Source organism: Pseudomonas sp. MG-9 (genome assembly GCF_018729515.1).
Taxonomy (GTDB): domain Bacteria; phylum Pseudomonadota; class Gammaproteobacteria; order Pseudomonadales; family Pseudomonadaceae; genus Aquipseudomonas; species Aquipseudomonas serboccidentalis.
Genome location: NZ_JAHHZH010000013.1, coordinates 42,310 through 55,887, shown reverse-complemented (window position 1 = coordinate 55,887; position 13,578 = coordinate 42,310). Strand labels below are relative to the sequence as shown.

General features: G+C 56.0%; 25 protein-coding genes and 1 pseudogene. 10 read left to right on the top strand and 16 right to left on the bottom strand.

Annotated features, from left to right (window positions below; genetic code table 11):
- Positions 1–12: 12 nt before the first annotated feature.
- Positions 13–636 (bottom strand): putative metallopeptidase, encoded by a 624-nt coding sequence (locus KKQ10_RS27235; protein ID WP_215502871.1) that lies wholly within the window; start codon positions 634–636, stop codon positions 13–15.
- A 74-nt stretch (positions 637–710) separates the two neighbouring features.
- On the opposite strand from KKQ10_RS27235, the gene KKQ10_RS27230 reads away from it, so the two are divergent.
- Positions 711–920 carry a hypothetical protein gene (locus tag KKQ10_RS27230; RefSeq protein ID WP_215502870.1) on the top strand — a complete coding sequence of 70 codons (210 nt, stop codon included), beginning with the start codon at positions 711–713 and terminating at the stop codon, positions 918–920.
- Positions 917–1,156, top strand: coding sequence for a hypothetical protein (locus KKQ10_RS27225; protein WP_215502869.1), 240 nt, complete (start codon positions 917–919; stop codon positions 1,154–1,156). Before KKQ10_RS27230 ends, KKQ10_RS27225 begins: the two co-directional genes overlap by 4 nt.
- A gap of 32 nt (positions 1,157–1,188) precedes the next feature.
- Here KKQ10_RS27225 and KKQ10_RS27220 read toward each other — a convergent pair whose 3' ends face one another.
- Genes KKQ10_RS27220 through KKQ10_RS27205 form a run of 4 tightly spaced genes read right to left on the bottom strand, consistent with a single transcriptional unit; the run spans position 1,189 to position 2,363 of the window.
- The gene (locus tag KKQ10_RS27220; RefSeq protein ID WP_215502868.1) at positions 1,189–1,443 is read right to left on the bottom strand and encodes a hypothetical protein; all 255 of its coding nucleotides are present in this window, start codon (positions 1,441–1,443) and stop codon (positions 1,189–1,191) included.
- Complete coding sequence (locus tag KKQ10_RS27215) at positions 1,440–1,628, bottom strand: hypothetical protein (RefSeq protein WP_215502867.1); 189 nt, start codon at positions 1,626–1,628, stop codon at positions 1,440–1,442. Before KKQ10_RS27215 ends, KKQ10_RS27220 begins: the two co-directional genes overlap by 4 nt.
- 52 nt (positions 1,629–1,680) lie before the next feature.
- Entirely contained in the window at positions 1,681–2,028 is a 348-nt protein-coding gene (locus KKQ10_RS27210; protein WP_215502866.1) for a hypothetical protein, read from the bottom strand.
- Positions 2,025–2,363 carry an MFS transporter gene (locus KKQ10_RS27205; protein ID WP_215502865.1) on the bottom strand — a complete coding sequence of 113 codons (339 nt, stop codon included), beginning with the start codon at positions 2,361–2,363 and terminating at the stop codon, positions 2,025–2,027. Before KKQ10_RS27205 ends, KKQ10_RS27210 begins: the two co-directional genes overlap by 4 nt.
- A 97-nt stretch (positions 2,364–2,460) precedes the next feature.
- Here KKQ10_RS27205 and KKQ10_RS27200 point away from each other — a divergent pair, with 97 nt between their 5' ends.
- Both KKQ10_RS27200 and KKQ10_RS27195 read left to right on the top strand, forming a co-directional pair.
- Positions 2,461–2,643 (top strand): type II toxin-antitoxin system HicA family toxin, encoded by a 183-nt coding sequence (locus KKQ10_RS27200; RefSeq protein WP_215502864.1) that lies wholly within the window; start codon positions 2,461–2,463, stop codon positions 2,641–2,643.
- 51 nt (positions 2,644–2,694) lie between these two features.
- Positions 2,695–3,144 (top strand): type II toxin-antitoxin system HicB family antitoxin, encoded by a 450-nt coding sequence (locus KKQ10_RS27195; protein WP_215502863.1) that lies wholly within the window; start codon positions 2,695–2,697, stop codon positions 3,142–3,144.
- Positions 3,145–3,520: 376 nt separating this feature from the next.
- Here the strand turns inward: KKQ10_RS27195 and KKQ10_RS27190 are convergent.
- The 10 genes and pseudogenes from KKQ10_RS27190 to KKQ10_RS27145 form a co-directional block, all read right to left on the bottom strand.
- Positions 3,521–3,715: pseudogene (locus KKQ10_RS27190) on the bottom strand (hypothetical protein); the annotation flags it as partial.
- A 129-nt stretch (positions 3,716–3,844) separates the two neighbouring features.
- A complete protein-coding gene (locus tag KKQ10_RS27185; protein ID WP_215502861.1) occupies positions 3,845–4,126 on the bottom strand; it encodes a hypothetical protein in 282 nt (93 codons plus the stop codon).
- 121 nt (positions 4,127–4,247) lie between these two features.
- Positions 4,248–4,925 (bottom strand): bacteriophage antitermination protein Q, encoded by a 678-nt coding sequence (locus tag KKQ10_RS27180; RefSeq protein WP_215502860.1) that lies wholly within the window; start codon positions 4,923–4,925, stop codon positions 4,248–4,250.
- Positions 4,922–5,524, bottom strand: coding sequence for a recombination protein NinG (locus KKQ10_RS27175; protein ID WP_215502859.1), 603 nt, complete (start codon positions 5,522–5,524; stop codon positions 4,922–4,924). The genes KKQ10_RS27180 and KKQ10_RS27175 overlap by 4 nt, the downstream gene beginning before the upstream one ends.
- The gene (locus KKQ10_RS27170) at positions 5,521–5,991 is read right to left on the bottom strand and encodes a hypothetical protein (RefSeq protein WP_215502858.1); all 471 of its coding nucleotides are present in this window, start codon (positions 5,989–5,991) and stop codon (positions 5,521–5,523) included. Before KKQ10_RS27170 ends, KKQ10_RS27175 begins: the two co-directional genes overlap by 4 nt.
- The gene (locus KKQ10_RS27165) at positions 5,984–6,211 is read right to left on the bottom strand and encodes a hypothetical protein (RefSeq protein WP_215502857.1); all 228 of its coding nucleotides are present in this window, start codon (positions 6,209–6,211) and stop codon (positions 5,984–5,986) included. Before KKQ10_RS27165 ends, KKQ10_RS27170 begins: the two co-directional genes overlap by 8 nt.
- On the bottom strand, positions 6,208–7,005 hold the full coding sequence (locus KKQ10_RS27160) for a hypothetical protein (RefSeq protein ID WP_215502856.1): 798 nt from the start codon (positions 7,003–7,005) through the stop codon (positions 6,208–6,210). The genes KKQ10_RS27165 and KKQ10_RS27160 overlap by 4 nt, the downstream gene beginning before the upstream one ends.
- Positions 6,992–7,966, bottom strand: a complete 975-nt coding sequence (locus KKQ10_RS27155; RefSeq protein WP_215502855.1) for an SIR2 family protein — start codon at positions 7,964–7,966, stop codon at positions 6,992–6,994. Before KKQ10_RS27155 ends, KKQ10_RS27160 begins: the two co-directional genes overlap by 14 nt.
- Before the next feature lies 1 nt (position 7,967).
- Positions 7,968–8,714, bottom strand: coding sequence for a phage antirepressor KilAC domain-containing protein (locus KKQ10_RS27150; RefSeq protein ID WP_215502854.1), 747 nt, complete (start codon positions 8,712–8,714; stop codon positions 7,968–7,970).
- Positions 8,715–8,784: 70 nt separating this feature from the next.
- Positions 8,785–9,210, bottom strand: coding sequence for a phage regulatory CII family protein (locus KKQ10_RS27145; protein ID WP_034152712.1), 426 nt, complete (start codon positions 9,208–9,210; stop codon positions 8,785–8,787).
- A gap of 81 nt (positions 9,211–9,291) precedes the next feature.
- Between KKQ10_RS27145 and KKQ10_RS27140 the strand changes: the two genes are divergently transcribed.
- Positions 9,292–9,498, top strand: coding sequence for a hypothetical protein (locus KKQ10_RS27140; protein ID WP_215502853.1), 207 nt, complete (start codon positions 9,292–9,294; stop codon positions 9,496–9,498).
- Here KKQ10_RS27140 and KKQ10_RS27135 read toward each other — a convergent pair.
- Positions 9,495–9,734, bottom strand: coding sequence for a hypothetical protein (locus KKQ10_RS27135; RefSeq protein ID WP_215502852.1), 240 nt, complete (start codon positions 9,732–9,734; stop codon positions 9,495–9,497). The genes KKQ10_RS27140 and KKQ10_RS27135 overlap by 4 nt on opposite strands.
- Positions 9,735–9,814: 80 nt before the next feature.
- On the opposite strand from KKQ10_RS27135, the gene KKQ10_RS27130 reads away from it, so the two are divergent.
- The 5 genes from KKQ10_RS27130 (at position 9,815) to KKQ10_RS27110 (ending at position 12,942) form a co-directional block, all read left to right on the top strand.
- Positions 9,815–10,294, top strand: coding sequence for a hypothetical protein (locus tag KKQ10_RS27130; RefSeq protein ID WP_157115980.1), 480 nt, complete (start codon positions 9,815–9,817; stop codon positions 10,292–10,294).
- Positions 10,257–11,099, top strand: coding sequence for a HipA family kinase (locus KKQ10_RS27125; RefSeq protein WP_215502851.1), 843 nt, complete (start codon positions 10,257–10,259; stop codon positions 11,097–11,099). The genes KKQ10_RS27130 and KKQ10_RS27125 overlap by 38 nt, the downstream gene beginning before the upstream one ends.
- The gene (locus tag KKQ10_RS27120) at positions 11,045–11,965 is read left to right on the top strand and encodes a hypothetical protein (RefSeq protein ID WP_172834022.1); all 921 of its coding nucleotides are present in this window, start codon (positions 11,045–11,047) and stop codon (positions 11,963–11,965) included. Before KKQ10_RS27125 ends, KKQ10_RS27120 begins: the two co-directional genes overlap by 55 nt.
- A gap of 446 nt (positions 11,966–12,411) precedes the next feature.
- Positions 12,412–12,597, top strand: a complete 186-nt coding sequence (locus KKQ10_RS27115) for a hypothetical protein (protein ID WP_215502850.1) — start codon at positions 12,412–12,414, stop codon at positions 12,595–12,597.
- A gap of 81 nt (positions 12,598–12,678) precedes the next feature.
- Entirely contained in the window at positions 12,679–12,942 is a 264-nt protein-coding gene (locus tag KKQ10_RS27110) for a hypothetical protein (protein ID WP_215502849.1), read from the top strand.
- Positions 12,943–13,578: the final 636 nt, after the last annotated feature.

The window sequence follows — 13,578 nt, the reverse complement described above, 5'->3', positions numbered from 1 at the left end:
TCCTGTCAAGGATCAGGCCGACTTGAGCAGACAGGTTCCGCAGGCCCTCGATATGTTCATTTTTCCTACCTCAGCAGGCTTGTTTGCAGCATCCACCAGCTCTTGAACCGCCAGACTCGTACCGTAGCGGCGAACAACACCGACGAACTCTTCAACGTCGTGCCCGCGCATCTCAAGCTTGGGCAAACCGTCTTGGGTGAAAGCTGGCTGACCGTACTTATCGGTCGCCTGAGCGATGTGGTACAGCTCATGCTCGACCAGTGCGCAGAAGTCAGCGTCAGAACACTGGGCGCAGTAGTCGGCAGCCAGCGTGATGATGTAGGCCGGCACGTCGCCGAACCAATCCAGCATCTGCTGTTCCATCCGAGCCTTCTGCCAGCCACCTGCACGGAACGCGACCTGCTCAGCTTGGCCCACCACCGTGCGCCCCTTCTTCGTAAACGCAGCAGACGCCCACATCACACGAATGTCCGCATCGATCAGATGGGCGTGTTCTTCGTTGTGGATGCTTCCGGTGTCGGCAAGGATCTCTGCTTGGAGCCACTCCCACACCTCAGGAGCAGGGATCAGGCGAACACCGAAGCTGGACAGGTCCGATAGTTCGAGCAGTGACGCTGGAGGGTATGGCCTGTCCATGGATCACCTTGAGCTTGAAATAGTGGCGCGTTGCCGGTATTGGTGAGGATCAACTCAATGCAACGGAGATGCTCATGGAGCCCGAATACGTCGTAAGGAAAGTACCCAAAGTGGTAGTTCAGGGGATCAGGCCAGGAGAGCTGGTGCGCCCCACTCCAATAAACCAGTACTGGTTCGTGGTAGAGCACACAAAAACCGATCAACGCTACGGCGAACACGACGATGAAATTGATGCTGTAGCTGAATGCGAAGAGCGCAATGCAAAAATAAAGGTCACGCCATGAAGCTCAATGTCACGATTGACACCGAAAGCAATGCTGTTGACATACCATCAATGTACAAAATGTCACCCAGCGAATACTCATCATACGTAGATGGTGGCCTTTTCTTTTTCGACCATCATGAAATTCTGAGGGCTGTCCTTGGTGACTATCCAATCGCGACTACTCCTGAGCAGGTCGCTCTGCTGATTGGTTACCTCGAAGGGATTGCGGAAAAAATGCGTGATGGGGAATATTAAGTAAGGCCGTGCCGCATTCACCTGCGGCACGCCTACCCTTCCCCGCTATCCAGCAGCACATCAATCAGCTTCTGCTCACCCAGGCGCATCGCACCCAAGCACTGCAAGTCGTCGCACTTGGGACCAAGCCCGAACACCGTCACTTCGCCTTTCGGCCCCATGAGGGTCAGCGCGCCTACAGTGCATTCCGGATGCACACCGGCATCGAGGTCATCTGCGATCTTGCGCAGGGTCTTGGCGGCATCGCGCCAACCTTCACGCTTGAACTCAACGAGCTTTGCGGTCATGCCGTTACCCTCTGGAACCACTCTTCAATGATCCGCCGCACTACTGGCTCGGTCAGGACGGCGGACGGCTTGTCACCGGTTATCACAGATCGCACCAGGTCAGAAGGCAGCACATGGACGCCGTCATCGGCCGTGACCGTCAGGTGCGGGCGCTGATCAGCGATGTCGTGGATGTCTGCGGTCATGCTCACTCCAGTGTCGCGACACAATTTGTTGATTCGCAAAACGTGTCGCGACTTACTTGGATCGACGTTCGACTCCACCCGGCGCCTTGCCACACCGCATGCAGTGTTCACAATTCAGCGTCCGACACAGCCAGCCTTTCACCCGCTGCCACCAGATGACCATGAAGATGTGACGCATACCGGCAAGGGCCAGAGAGACGTGCAGCGTGATACCGGCAGTGGTCGGCCCCATCATGAAAATGTTTTGCTCCCGGCTCATCACCACAAATCCGCTGATGGCGATCGCCGAATAGATCAGCTTGCCGATAACACCGTCACGCACCCGACCGCTCAGAACACACCAGGTCGCCCACAAGGCAATCAAGCCGCAGGCGATGGCGTTCGTCAGTTCGATGTTCATGGTGGATTGCCTCCCCCGAACCGCTGGCGAATGAGCGCCCAGAGGTCAGCGGCTTTGATGGCTCGGTTGATGGCCGCGAGCAGCGATCCGCCGAAGGTGCCCAGCAGGAAGCCCACACCGACGACGATGTTCGGCTCTGTCACGCCGAGGTAGGCGCTCACCATGCCGGTAAGGTACACGGCGCAGGCCAAGCCCGTCGTGATGAAGATCAGCCATGCACGCCAATCGGTTAGATCATCCTTGTGCCACCAGCTCGCGACGACAGCGCCGACCAGTCCCGCGATCAGCAACTCCAACCTGTCGAACTTGTCGAGCAGGCGCTGCAATAACTCCATGCGCTCGACTCCGTATGCATGATTAAAATAAACACTTCTGTTTACTATTAACACTTATGTGTATATACTGATTCCATCAACACACACAGGAGGGTTGATGAAATACAGCGAGTTCAGGAGATGGTTGGAGGCCCAAGGGGTCGAGTTTTCGAAGTCAGCAAAAGGAAGCCACTTCAAGATTCGCTACAAGGACCGCCAGACGATCTTCCCAAGCCACGGATCAAAAGAGATTGGTGAAGGGCTTAGGAAGGAAATCATCAAGCAACTGGGCCTCAATTGAGGCCCCGACCACTCTTACTCGTTACACGTCATCCCCAAGAGGAGGAAAACTATGTACAGCTACAAAATCATCGCCCATGAAGAGCACGACCATTTCTGGTCAAGCTGCCCCGACATTCCAGAGGCTCATAGCGTTGGCGACACACTGGAAGAACTGCTGAAGAATGCCGTGGACGGGATCACCCTGGCGCTTTCGATCTACGTGGACCAAAAGCGCGAGATCCCACACGCATCAAACAACGGCGAACATTACGTTCGTCTTTCCGGCGTCACCGTCGCAAAAATAATCCTGTGGAATCAGCTGATCCACAACGGGAAATCGAAAGCTGACCTGGCTGCAATGCTTGGCATCTCACCTACAGCGGCGGCGCGCCTCGTTGACTTCGAGCACACTTCAAAACTGGAGAGCCTGGAAGACGCGCTAGATCACTTCGGACTTCGTCTCCAGGTTATAGGGGAGCGTGCATTTGCAGCCGGGACTGGGCGACCATCAAAAGTCTGACAGCCCAGAGGCCCTGAATAAGTGCGCTCGTCTTTCCGAGCTGTCTGCCAAAGGCCTTCTCAACGTCGACGCCCCTTTGCATCGATCTCGCTAATCCAGTCTCGCGCCACCCCGAAAGCAAGTTTGAGGTCAGGGTGCGCGGGCTGCCGGTGTTGATTCCGTACGTCGCACTATCCGGCTATCGACGTCCAGGCCTTCCCGAGGGCTGCCCTGGCTACAGGTAAATTCGAGGCATTAAAAAGCCCGCACTTGGCGGGCATTTGGAAGTTAGTGATTTTCAAGCTCCTGATTCGGGATCGCTGGCGGGCATGTTGCGGGGCTCTTTAATGCCATCACCCAGCTCACCGCTTGGATCGGTCGCACCGCTTTTGCTCCCAGAGTCGGGATGCTCACGCGCAACTGAGTTGGCCGCATCCACGTCGGACATATCTTCTTCAACAGGAGCCTCGTCGTCCGGCGGCAAGGGTACTTCAGGCGTATCTCTCGAAGGATCGTGACCGGTTTCGTTGTCCGTCGTTCGCGTTACAGCCTGTTGCGATCTATTGCCAGGTGCATTCTCGTCAATTTCCATGATGCCTCTCCATTGATGCGCGGGGATCCGTGCTCAAACGTGAGAGGACATCACTGCATTGCGAGTGCCGATCATTGGACGAGCGGCGGGTACAAAAAAACCGGCGCGTTGGCCGGGTTTTCGTGCGAGCTACTCAAGAACATTATTTTTTTCGAGAATGCCGGTGCCTTTGTAAGCAAAGGTCGTAACAGCAACACCTTTATCTCTTAACCCGTGGAGCCATAGCTTGAGGGTGGCTTTTTCAGCTCCAACTTCGTGTCGGAGGGCCTCGAGAGATTTTTTGTTGCTTGGTTCGTTGAAAAATCCAGCCAGCTTTTCACCGGAAACTCGATCAGCGACGAAGAAATACCAGCAAGCTTCGCCCTGCTCATCAACAACCCAGTTGCCATTATCCTCTTTGACCGTATACATACAGGCACTCCTTCGCAAAGTAAAAACCCGGCCATCAGCCGGGCTCAGGAATTCATGTGCGTTTCGCGTTACTTGTGCACTATGGAAAAAGTACCTGTAATCTTCATTCATGTCAAGATGATTATGCCGCCTCTTGATCTTTCTCCGATTGAATCACCTGCCACAATGGTTGTTGCGCCTCAATATCCACTTCTTCTATGACCTTTCTTAGGGAAACCCAAAGATCTCGCCAGTCGCGATTCCAGTTGTTTTGATCCACGGACGCCCCGAAGAACGCCATCATCTCAGCGGCGACTCGGGCCGGCCCCCACTCCGCCGCCCCCTGGACTTCCCCCTTGTACGACTGCAGGGCCAGAGTGACTAGGTACTGCGCCTTCACCCGTTTGGCCGAAGTCAGATCGGGTAGCGCCGCCTTCGCGGTGATCAGCAGCACCGCATTCAGCAGATGCCGCATGTTCATTGCGGGGTGATACAGATAGTGCCCGAACTGTTGTACTTGGAACGGCAGCGTGTCGATCGCTCGCAGCACTTTGCCAATCATCGCCAGGTGCGCGGCGCGGGCGGTGGACCGGCCAACTGGAGTACGCCGCGTCTCGCTGATGCTGATTCGCTGTCGAACAATCTCGATGCGTTCTTCCTTGTCATCGCCCAGCGCGGCGAATACGGCCTCATGCCGGCGCATGCGGGCGCCCTTCTTGACCGATGCTGATTCCCCCCGCTCAATTGCTACAGCGCTGATCGACGCGTTCGATTCGTGCTGAGCCTCAGTCCATACCTGCCTTGCGTTGATCAGTTTCATGCTGCTTCCTTTTTTAGTTCTCTGGTCTTTGCCCGATATTCGGCCTTGATGGTTTTGATTTCTTCGACGGTGTGCTTGCAGGCCGGATGAGGTCCTTCAAGCCATGCCACCTTTTCGGCGCCGATGCGCTGAACCAGACGGATGCGGTATTCGACGGCGTTGCCGGACAAGTTGCGGTTGCACTTCACACACTGGCGGTGGATGTTCAGCGGCTCGAAGCGCAGCTCCGGGCAGGCGCCGACGGATCGGTAGTGGCCGGCGTCCCAGCGGCTGCCCGTCATGAGGTCGCTGTCGTTTGGCATCGAGTCGCAGCTGATGCACGGCAGGTGCGCATCACGCAGGCGGACGTACTCGTTTACCGCCGCCTGGGCTTCGCGCAGGTGGTCAGCCCTGGTCTTCAGCTTCTCCTTGCGGACTTTTATTTCGCGGCGATCGCGCTGAGCTATGGCCCTCTTCGCCTTCTGTTCATTCCGTGGCGCGTCCTTCAGCGCGCAGGCTGGGCTGCACACTGCCTGCCCCAAGCGCGCTGGGACGAATGATGCCCGGCAGGTTGGGACGCGGCATTTTTTGGCACGGGGCGGTTTTCGCTCGATGGTCATGCGGCCTCCTGGCTCAGTAGATCATTGAAGTACACGCCCTGCTGTTCGAATCGCGCGACGATGCGGTCCGTGTAGGCCACGCCCTGAGCTCGATTGAACAAGCTGGTTACCGGAAAACCGTCCGGGCCGAACAACTTGCAACCGCCCATCATGACCAGCTTCGTCTCGTACGGAAGGTGACGCATGACGCGGTACCACTCTGTCTGAAACCCGGAATCCTCGTTCAGCAGGATCTGTACGCCGATGTGCAGCTTGCAGTAGCGACGGGCGTCAGCCTCATCACCGATCTGCGTCATCTCGGCGATGCGCTTGTACATCGCGAACCACAGCCGGTTTTGATCCAGACTGCGATCTTTACCCGGGCGCAGAGAGACCACGACGAACTTCTTGTCGCGGTACATGGCGCTCAACTTGGTAATGGCTTCGGAGAGCCGGGCTTGGCAGTTCACGGAGATTCTGTCAGCCATGGGCGGCCACCTTGTTAGGCAATCCGTCGATCAACTCACCGAGTTGCTGCGTCAGTCGTTCGTTCTCGGCCAGCAGCTCCAGCGCCACCTCCTCTACAGTCTTCTCGCCAAGGAAGTCCTGAAGAGCCTCAGTGTTCCGTTTCCAGTTCGCGCAATCGGCGCGGTATGACGCGGCTTCAGCCCAGAGCAATTTCTGGAGTTTTTGTTTATCGATATTCATTGAGCAGCGCTCCTTGCTTTCAATTGTTCGGCCTGCTGAATAAGCAGCGCCCGGCGATCCGCCAGCTCGTTGGCTGCCAAAATTCGCAGTTCTGTTTTTTCCTCGTCCGTGGCTTTGCGCATGGCTAACATCGAGTCCTTCACCGCAGCGAGTTTCTCGCGCAGTTTTGGCGAAGGCCGTGCTACGTCGCCGGTGAGCAGCGCAACGACGGCCCGGCCGTCCTCAGTGACCGGCGCGACACTCAAGTCGGCCAGGTACTGCTGAGCGCGTTCCTGTGGGATGCGCTGCATCTGCACGGCCTTGGTGATCGCCTGTGTGCGTCGGTTAGCGTCGAAGCCGACAGAGACGTGCCAGTTCACCTCTTTGCTGTCCTCCCGAGCCTGCCCCACCAGACGCTCGTAAGCGCTGTTGAACGCCATGCGCGCACCAACCTTGTCGCCGGCATCGAGGACAGGTTTTGCGGCAGCCAGGGCTAGCTGGATTTCGTCGGTCAACACCACGGTTTCGAATTCATCGTTGGTGGTCATGGCGATCGCCCAGGCCTCGTCCTTGCCCGGGCGGCCGTCAGCGGCTTGCACTCGCTGGAGGATGTCGGCCATCGCCAGCTTGCCTTTCACCTCGAAGCGGCAGGCCTTCAGCGCGGCCTTCACGGCGGGCACCGAGTAAGCGCAGAGGTCTTCGGCCATCATCGCCGCGGTGCCTGGGTTCATTTCCTGACCCATGGCCTCGGCGGTGGCGCAGATCGCTGCAGCGAGCCCGGCAACCTGCTGGTCATTCATTTCAAAGGTACTCATTGCGCTCCCCTGCTTGGCGCTTCGCCAAGACAATTTGCGCGGCTTGCTCAGCGGCGGAGACGTTCGCCTCGGTGCGTTCCATCTGGCGGGCAGTCGTCCCATTGACGCGCTGACCGGTCACCCACTGGGTGTGGTAGCTCTCGGCGTTGGCCAATAGCTCGTTGAGGCTGTGGCATTTGCGCAGGACAGCGGCATCGCTGGTTTTCAGGTAATGCGCAGCGACGTGGTGTGCGACATCGGCGCCAAGGCGGTCGACCAGTTGGCCGAGCTGGCCACCGACCTTGGCGTTCCACACCGGCCAAGCACCGTGGTAACGCTTGCGGTAGGCCATGGCGTAGTTCGCCCAGACCTTGAAGGTTTTGCAGGATTGGTCTTTGGGGCCAGGCATATCGGCGGGGATCTCGACCCGGGGCGCTTCGGTGCGATCAACCACCAGCACCAGGTTGCGGGCCGGCTTGTCCCGGCCGCCTTGCAAGTCCTGACTGGTATCCTGATTGGTACCCTGATGATTGGTATCCTGATTTGTCGGAGATTTTTCCGACCCTTCCTCGGATTTTTCTCCGACCTTGATCGGATTTTTTTCCGAGGTAGATCGGATTTTTTTCCGACCTTCGTTCTTCGGTGGGGTCGGATATTTTTCCGACCCATCCAGCTTCTGGTTCCACTCGATAGCCTTCTCGGTCAGGCGGAACAGCGTGATATTCGAAGTGCTGGAAAGCTCAATAAGACCAGCCTCTTCCAGGGCCTTCAGCATGCGGTAAGCAGTGTCTGGTTTGTCAGTGAGCAGCGGCAGCTCCTCGATGATCTTGGCCTTGCTCAGCGCGAAGAAGAACCCGTCGTCAGTCTTGATTGGCTTGGTCCAGCTCGGGCAGCCGTAGACGAAGGCGAACAGCAGGGCCTGCTGAGAATTCAACCCCCACTCCAACGCCTTCACCTGATTGATCGTGACGGTGAATTGCATATCAGGCCTCGGCCAGCTTGAATTGAGCCCAAAGGCCGGCAATCCAGTTGACGCCCTTGGGGGTAAATTTGGATTGGTTGTAGGCATGACCGCTGTCAGTGGTGCCTGCCTTGACCTCAAAGCGGCCAGCGTCGATGTGCGGCTGGTAGGCCTGCCACTCGCCGCCCATGCGGTACATGATTTTTTTGTCGAGCAGGAACTCGCGGAAACGCGCTTCATTGGCCTTGAGCAGCTTGGCGACCTGGCGGAAGCCTTTCAGACCGGTACACTCAACATATTTTTCGACAAAGGCGATCTTCGGCGCAGCTTCAATAAGCGCCTGATTGGCAGCCTGCTGAAGCTCGAACTGCTCAGCCCAAGCGCGAGCGGCGGCGGCAGGATTGGAGAAGTCAGGAAGCGTTGCCAGGACGCGTGGGCGAACCTGCTCTTCGAGTTCGGTCCAGCGGCGAACCACCGCCCTTCTCATTTTGGCGCTGTAACCAGTCAGAAGGGTCTCGGTCAGCTCTTTATCCAGCAAATACTCGGTCTGCTCACGATTCATGCTGTCTAAATAGATGTGAGCAAAATCGCTCACATCTTCTTCGAGCTCAGACGCCATCGCTTGGATGTCGCGCTTTACATCGGGATGACGCTTCCCCGTGAGTTCAGCAATTTCGCGAGACGACATGGTGGTACGCGACACATTTTCAAAATTCGAAAAACGTGTCGCGACCTTTCCGGTATTGTCCAGTTGTGGTTGTGCGTGCATAATCGGCTCCACTTGTTTTACCGCTGTTGAAAAAGCCGACCTCGTACGTCGGCTTTTTTGTGTCTGAAATTCAGGCTGCCTTCACGGATTGCTTGAACACTTCCAGGCTGACGATCACTTCCTCAGCCTCCTTAAGCAGGCTCGTTTTCTCGACCGAGCAGACTCGCCCATCAGCCTGTGCGTCGAACGCAAGCCGGGTAACGTCGGCAAGATCGGCGTGCAGCCGCAAAAGTGCGGCATTGAGATTGATGCCTTCCGGCTTTTCCTTCGGAACCAGGTCGAAACCGAACGCCTCCGCCCATGCTTTCAGCGGACGGAAGTCCTGGGTGAACTTCATGATCCGGTGCAGCTCTTCCACGTTCATGCGGTGGGTGTCGTAGTCCGGGTTCGCCTTCTGCGAAAGAAGCGTCCGTGACTTGAAGTCCGCGCCTTCGGCGATTTTCTTGGTGCCATGGTCGTCAACCACGTCGTAGATCGCCTTCATCAACTCCTGCATGTCACACCTCGAAAACTGTTACGTGGCTTTGCGCCACCAGCGGCGCGATCATTTGCTTATCGATTGATCAAGGACGTATCCGTGACCGAATCATCAGAACTGCAAGGCGAGATGGCCGCCCTTTGTCGTTTTGCAGGTGCTCTTGCTTCCACCCTGCCCTTGTCTTCTCAGCTCAGGCTTTGGCCTGCGTTTGAATCAAAAGCTGATCAGTTTCGAAATCTGCAGAACCGCGATGCCTTGAGGGGCTTTGAACAGGCGACGATCTCGCTCAGTTCTATGCGCGGTTAGGCGGCGGACTTCTTGGGGTGCGCTTCGGCAAGCAGCCACGCAGGCTCGAATGGCTTACCGTTTGCGCTTGCTAGCGCTGCAATACTCTCTGCATAGCTCGTCTCGCCGGTGTATTCGGTACGCGGCAGAGAGCCTTTTGCTAGCCACTTATCAATTGACTGACGGCTGATGCTGCAAGCTATTGCGGCGGCAATCGGGCCGCCTGCCGATTCAATTGCGATGGAGATTGCGTTCATTGGGTAGACTCCGACATCAACTTGCGGTTGATATTACAGATCAACTGACTGTTGATGCAAGCGTGTGCGAGCATCAACCTATGGTTGCCAAAGAAAACGTCAGGAAAGAATTCTCAAAACGCCTTCATAAGGCGTGTGACGAAGCGCGCGTAAGAGAAAGGGGGCGCGCTGTTGATATCCAGTCAGCGCTTGCCAGTGCCGGCTTAAAGGCAACCACTACCGCAATTGGTAAGTGGCTCAACTCTGAGGCTATGCCAGAGTCTGAAAAGCTACGACCTGTAGCGGCCTGGCTTAAGGTCCGCGCCGAGTGGCTGGAGTACGGAATAGAGCCAATGAGGCAGGGCGAACCAAGCGCCGATTCCATTTCCGCTGATGACCTGCAGGTCCTGCAGAGCTTGTTCGCCCTCAAGGGGAAAGTTACGCCAAGATCAAAGAAGGCGCTCGACAGCATTGAGCGAGCAGCCCTAGACGGTCGCCTCACCGAGGACGATCTCGTGTTACTGGAAAGGATTGCCAAGCGCTTTGAAGACGCCCCAGAACTCAATTCAGCCCGTCCGTGAAGCTGAAGTTATTACTTTCTTAGGCCGGGAAGCTGAAGGCCGGGATAGTGAGACTTATAAAGCCCAGGTGCTGGACGATCAAGACCGGACCATCACTGCATATGTGAAGCTGACGGTCGACCCTCGAAAAATCATCGCAGAGCTTGCCGCCTCTCAGGTGGGCAGAGCTCTAGGTTTGAATATCCCGAGACCTTACCTGGTCCTCGTCAACACCGACGAAATTCCAGATCAGTTCGAATCGGCTTTTGCTAAGCGTGGTTACATGCTGTGCTTTGCGAGCAAGCAGGTGAGCGACAGAGGCTATAGCCTTGAACGGGCCTTTACGTCAGAACCTGCTATGACCAACCTGGCCATTTCCAGGCTGTTCGATATGAACTCAACTGTTGTTTTTGACGAGCTGATCGCAAATACGGACAGGAATTTGGGCAATCTCATCTATTCGCCAGAGAAGAAAGGTGTTTGGATGATTGATCACGGTCGAGCGTTGACTGGCGAGTATTGGGATCTCTGGGACCTGGTGCCTGACCAATATGTTACGAACAGTCTCGCAGACACAAATAGCCATTCATGGGATGAGGCTCGGCGTCGCGCCGTACTCAAGGAAGCCCAAAAAATGGTTGTCGCATGCGCTGAACTCTCGCTCGACGAGCTAGACAAAGAGGGGCACTATTCTCGCATTGACAAAGGGACAGATCGCTCGCAAATTGCGGCGTTTCTCAAGGAGCGAATTCAGCACACGGTGCCACTGCTATGCAAACGTCTACAGATAGAGCAACTGCATTTACAGCCGCAGCCTCGTACATAAGCGAGAGAACTAGAAAGCCGCTCATTCCTGCGAGCTGGATGCCAGTCTACGTCGAGCCTATCACTCACTCAGGCGAGCGGATAACTGTGGCCGTTGCGATAACAACTGGCATTCCAGGAGATGTGCCGAGAGTCGTGAATACGCTTGACGTCGACTCACTCAAAACTGTTTTTGGAAAATTCGGCGATCATTTATATGCCATCGCCGACAGCGTCTCTACTGATCTGCAGGCATGGCTATCTCTCGGCGGCGAGCTGGAAGGATGGCAGCCAGCATTCAGTGGCGTCTTCCCGGGCCGAATCACTGGCACTCGTAACGTTAGCATTGAAGCGATCATTGGCTCGGCCAAGACACATACGTCTCTTTTCAGTGCAAAGACCAATGACTCTTCACAAGAGGATTCATCAGAGAGGTCGCTAAACAGATTTCAGGCGGAGATACGGAAGCTAGTTGAGGCAAGCCGTGAAGGTTACTCTAAGCGATTCAACTGCCCCCTCAATCTGTATGGTTCGAAGGGCAGAGCCGTTATCAGCTATGTAGGAACCAACCTTGCAATAAATTTCAGCACCATCGACCCATCGCAAAAAAACTCAAGCTATCAGTGCGCGACCGCCCAAAGAAAGATCAACCAGTTATTGAGGTTGCGCGACATCAACATCGGCCATGATCACGACGACTTACTGCTTGGAATCTGGGTTCCTAAAAAGGACTTAAATCCAGGTCAGGAGGATCAGTTGGACTCGTACACATCGGAGCTAGAGTACGCAGCCAAGAAGGCCGAGATCGATTTTGAGGTCGTATATGGAAACGGCGACCTTCGGCAGGTAGCCCTACCCTTCGCCCAGAGAATACTGGCTGACGCATAGCCTGAATATACGTCCACCAAAAATCAAAGCCCGCCCATAGCGGGTTTTTTTTTGCCTACGATTTAAATATCAACTTTTGGTTGTTGACACGCGATCAACTTTTGGTTGATATTAGCCCCATCGCAGCGACACACAGCCACTGCGAAGGGCCTCAAGAGACCCGCCGCTCTTTAACAGTCAGGAATCTTCGCGGATCGATCCCCGGAAACGGGCATAGCGCGAAACACAAACTTCGATCTCCATGCAGGCTCTGGAACCTGCCGGACTCCCCATATGGGAGGACGCCAAACCATGCAAGCCAGCCAGCGAAGAACACCGAACACGAAATGTGTGACGCCGGCCAGGTGGGGAAACCGCGGCGCCGAGCATGGGGCGGACAGAAACACGGAATTTTTCACTGATGCACCTGGTGACGGGTGCATTGGGAAAACAACCGGAGCAAGACCATGAACAAAGTCATTCATATAACCGGGCGCGGCGAGCTGCAGGTCTTCGCCGATTACGACCTGAATGCCTTTATCCGCGAGGCAAACAGGCTCAACGCTGAGCGCGGATTCACCAGTGGCGTGCGCGTCGTTGAGTGCGAAGACGGCAGCCGAATGACGGCAGCCGACTGCAAGGCTGCTGCATGAAGATTTCACTGGCTGGCCTTGGCGACAGGGCCAGCATCAAAACCTCTTCAGTGAGGCGGATTTGATGCACAGGAGATCAACATGGCAAGAGGATTGGTTCTCGGGGTCGGCATCAACGACCTACCAAGATTTCACAACTGCCCGTTCTACAGCAGATGGAAAGGGATTCTCAGGCGCTGCTTCGGTGATCGCGATGACCGCCACTACGAAGGATGTCAGGTTGCCGAGCAATGGCTTCGGTTCAGCGCCTTCAAAGCTTGGATGGAGCAACAGCCATGGCTTGGCAATCACTTGGACAAGGACATCTTGAGCCCTGACACGATGATCTACCAACCTGAAACCTAGGTTTTCGTGCCAAGCATCCTAAACAACCTGGCAATCGACCGGCCATCACAGCGAGGCGATCTGCCTGTAGGGGTATCCCGCACGAAACGCGGCAAGCCGTTCATGGCAAGAGTTCATTGGCTTGATGGCAGCCGTACCAGTGTTGGCAGTTTTGAATGCCCAGATGAAGCGCATAAGGCCTGGGCCATCGCCAAAGCTGGTGTCATCCGACAAGCAGTCGACCAGTACCGCATGACTGACAGATTCGACGAGCGCGTCTGCATTGCTCTCTTGGATAGGGCGAACAGGCTCGCAACCATCTGAACAACCAGCGCCACGACAGCCTGTCGTTAACTGCCCGATCCTCTCTATGAGAGCGCATCGGGGTGTGATCTACAGCGGAGCAAGGCACCTGACTCGTAATCAGACCAGCCACTGAGCACCGTCGACAAAGCGCGGCGGCAGGCAAAGCCAGAGGTGACGACCTCGCGTAGATCATACCCCGATGCGGACGGAACTGCGGCCTATAACCGCCCACCTGCATCAATCCCAGAATCGGTTGTCATCGAGCGCTGGTGAACTGAACACGGCCGTGGAACTCGGCGCCGGAGACGTAACCGGCAGCTCTGGTAACTTGAGATGGTCCAGCAGGCATGG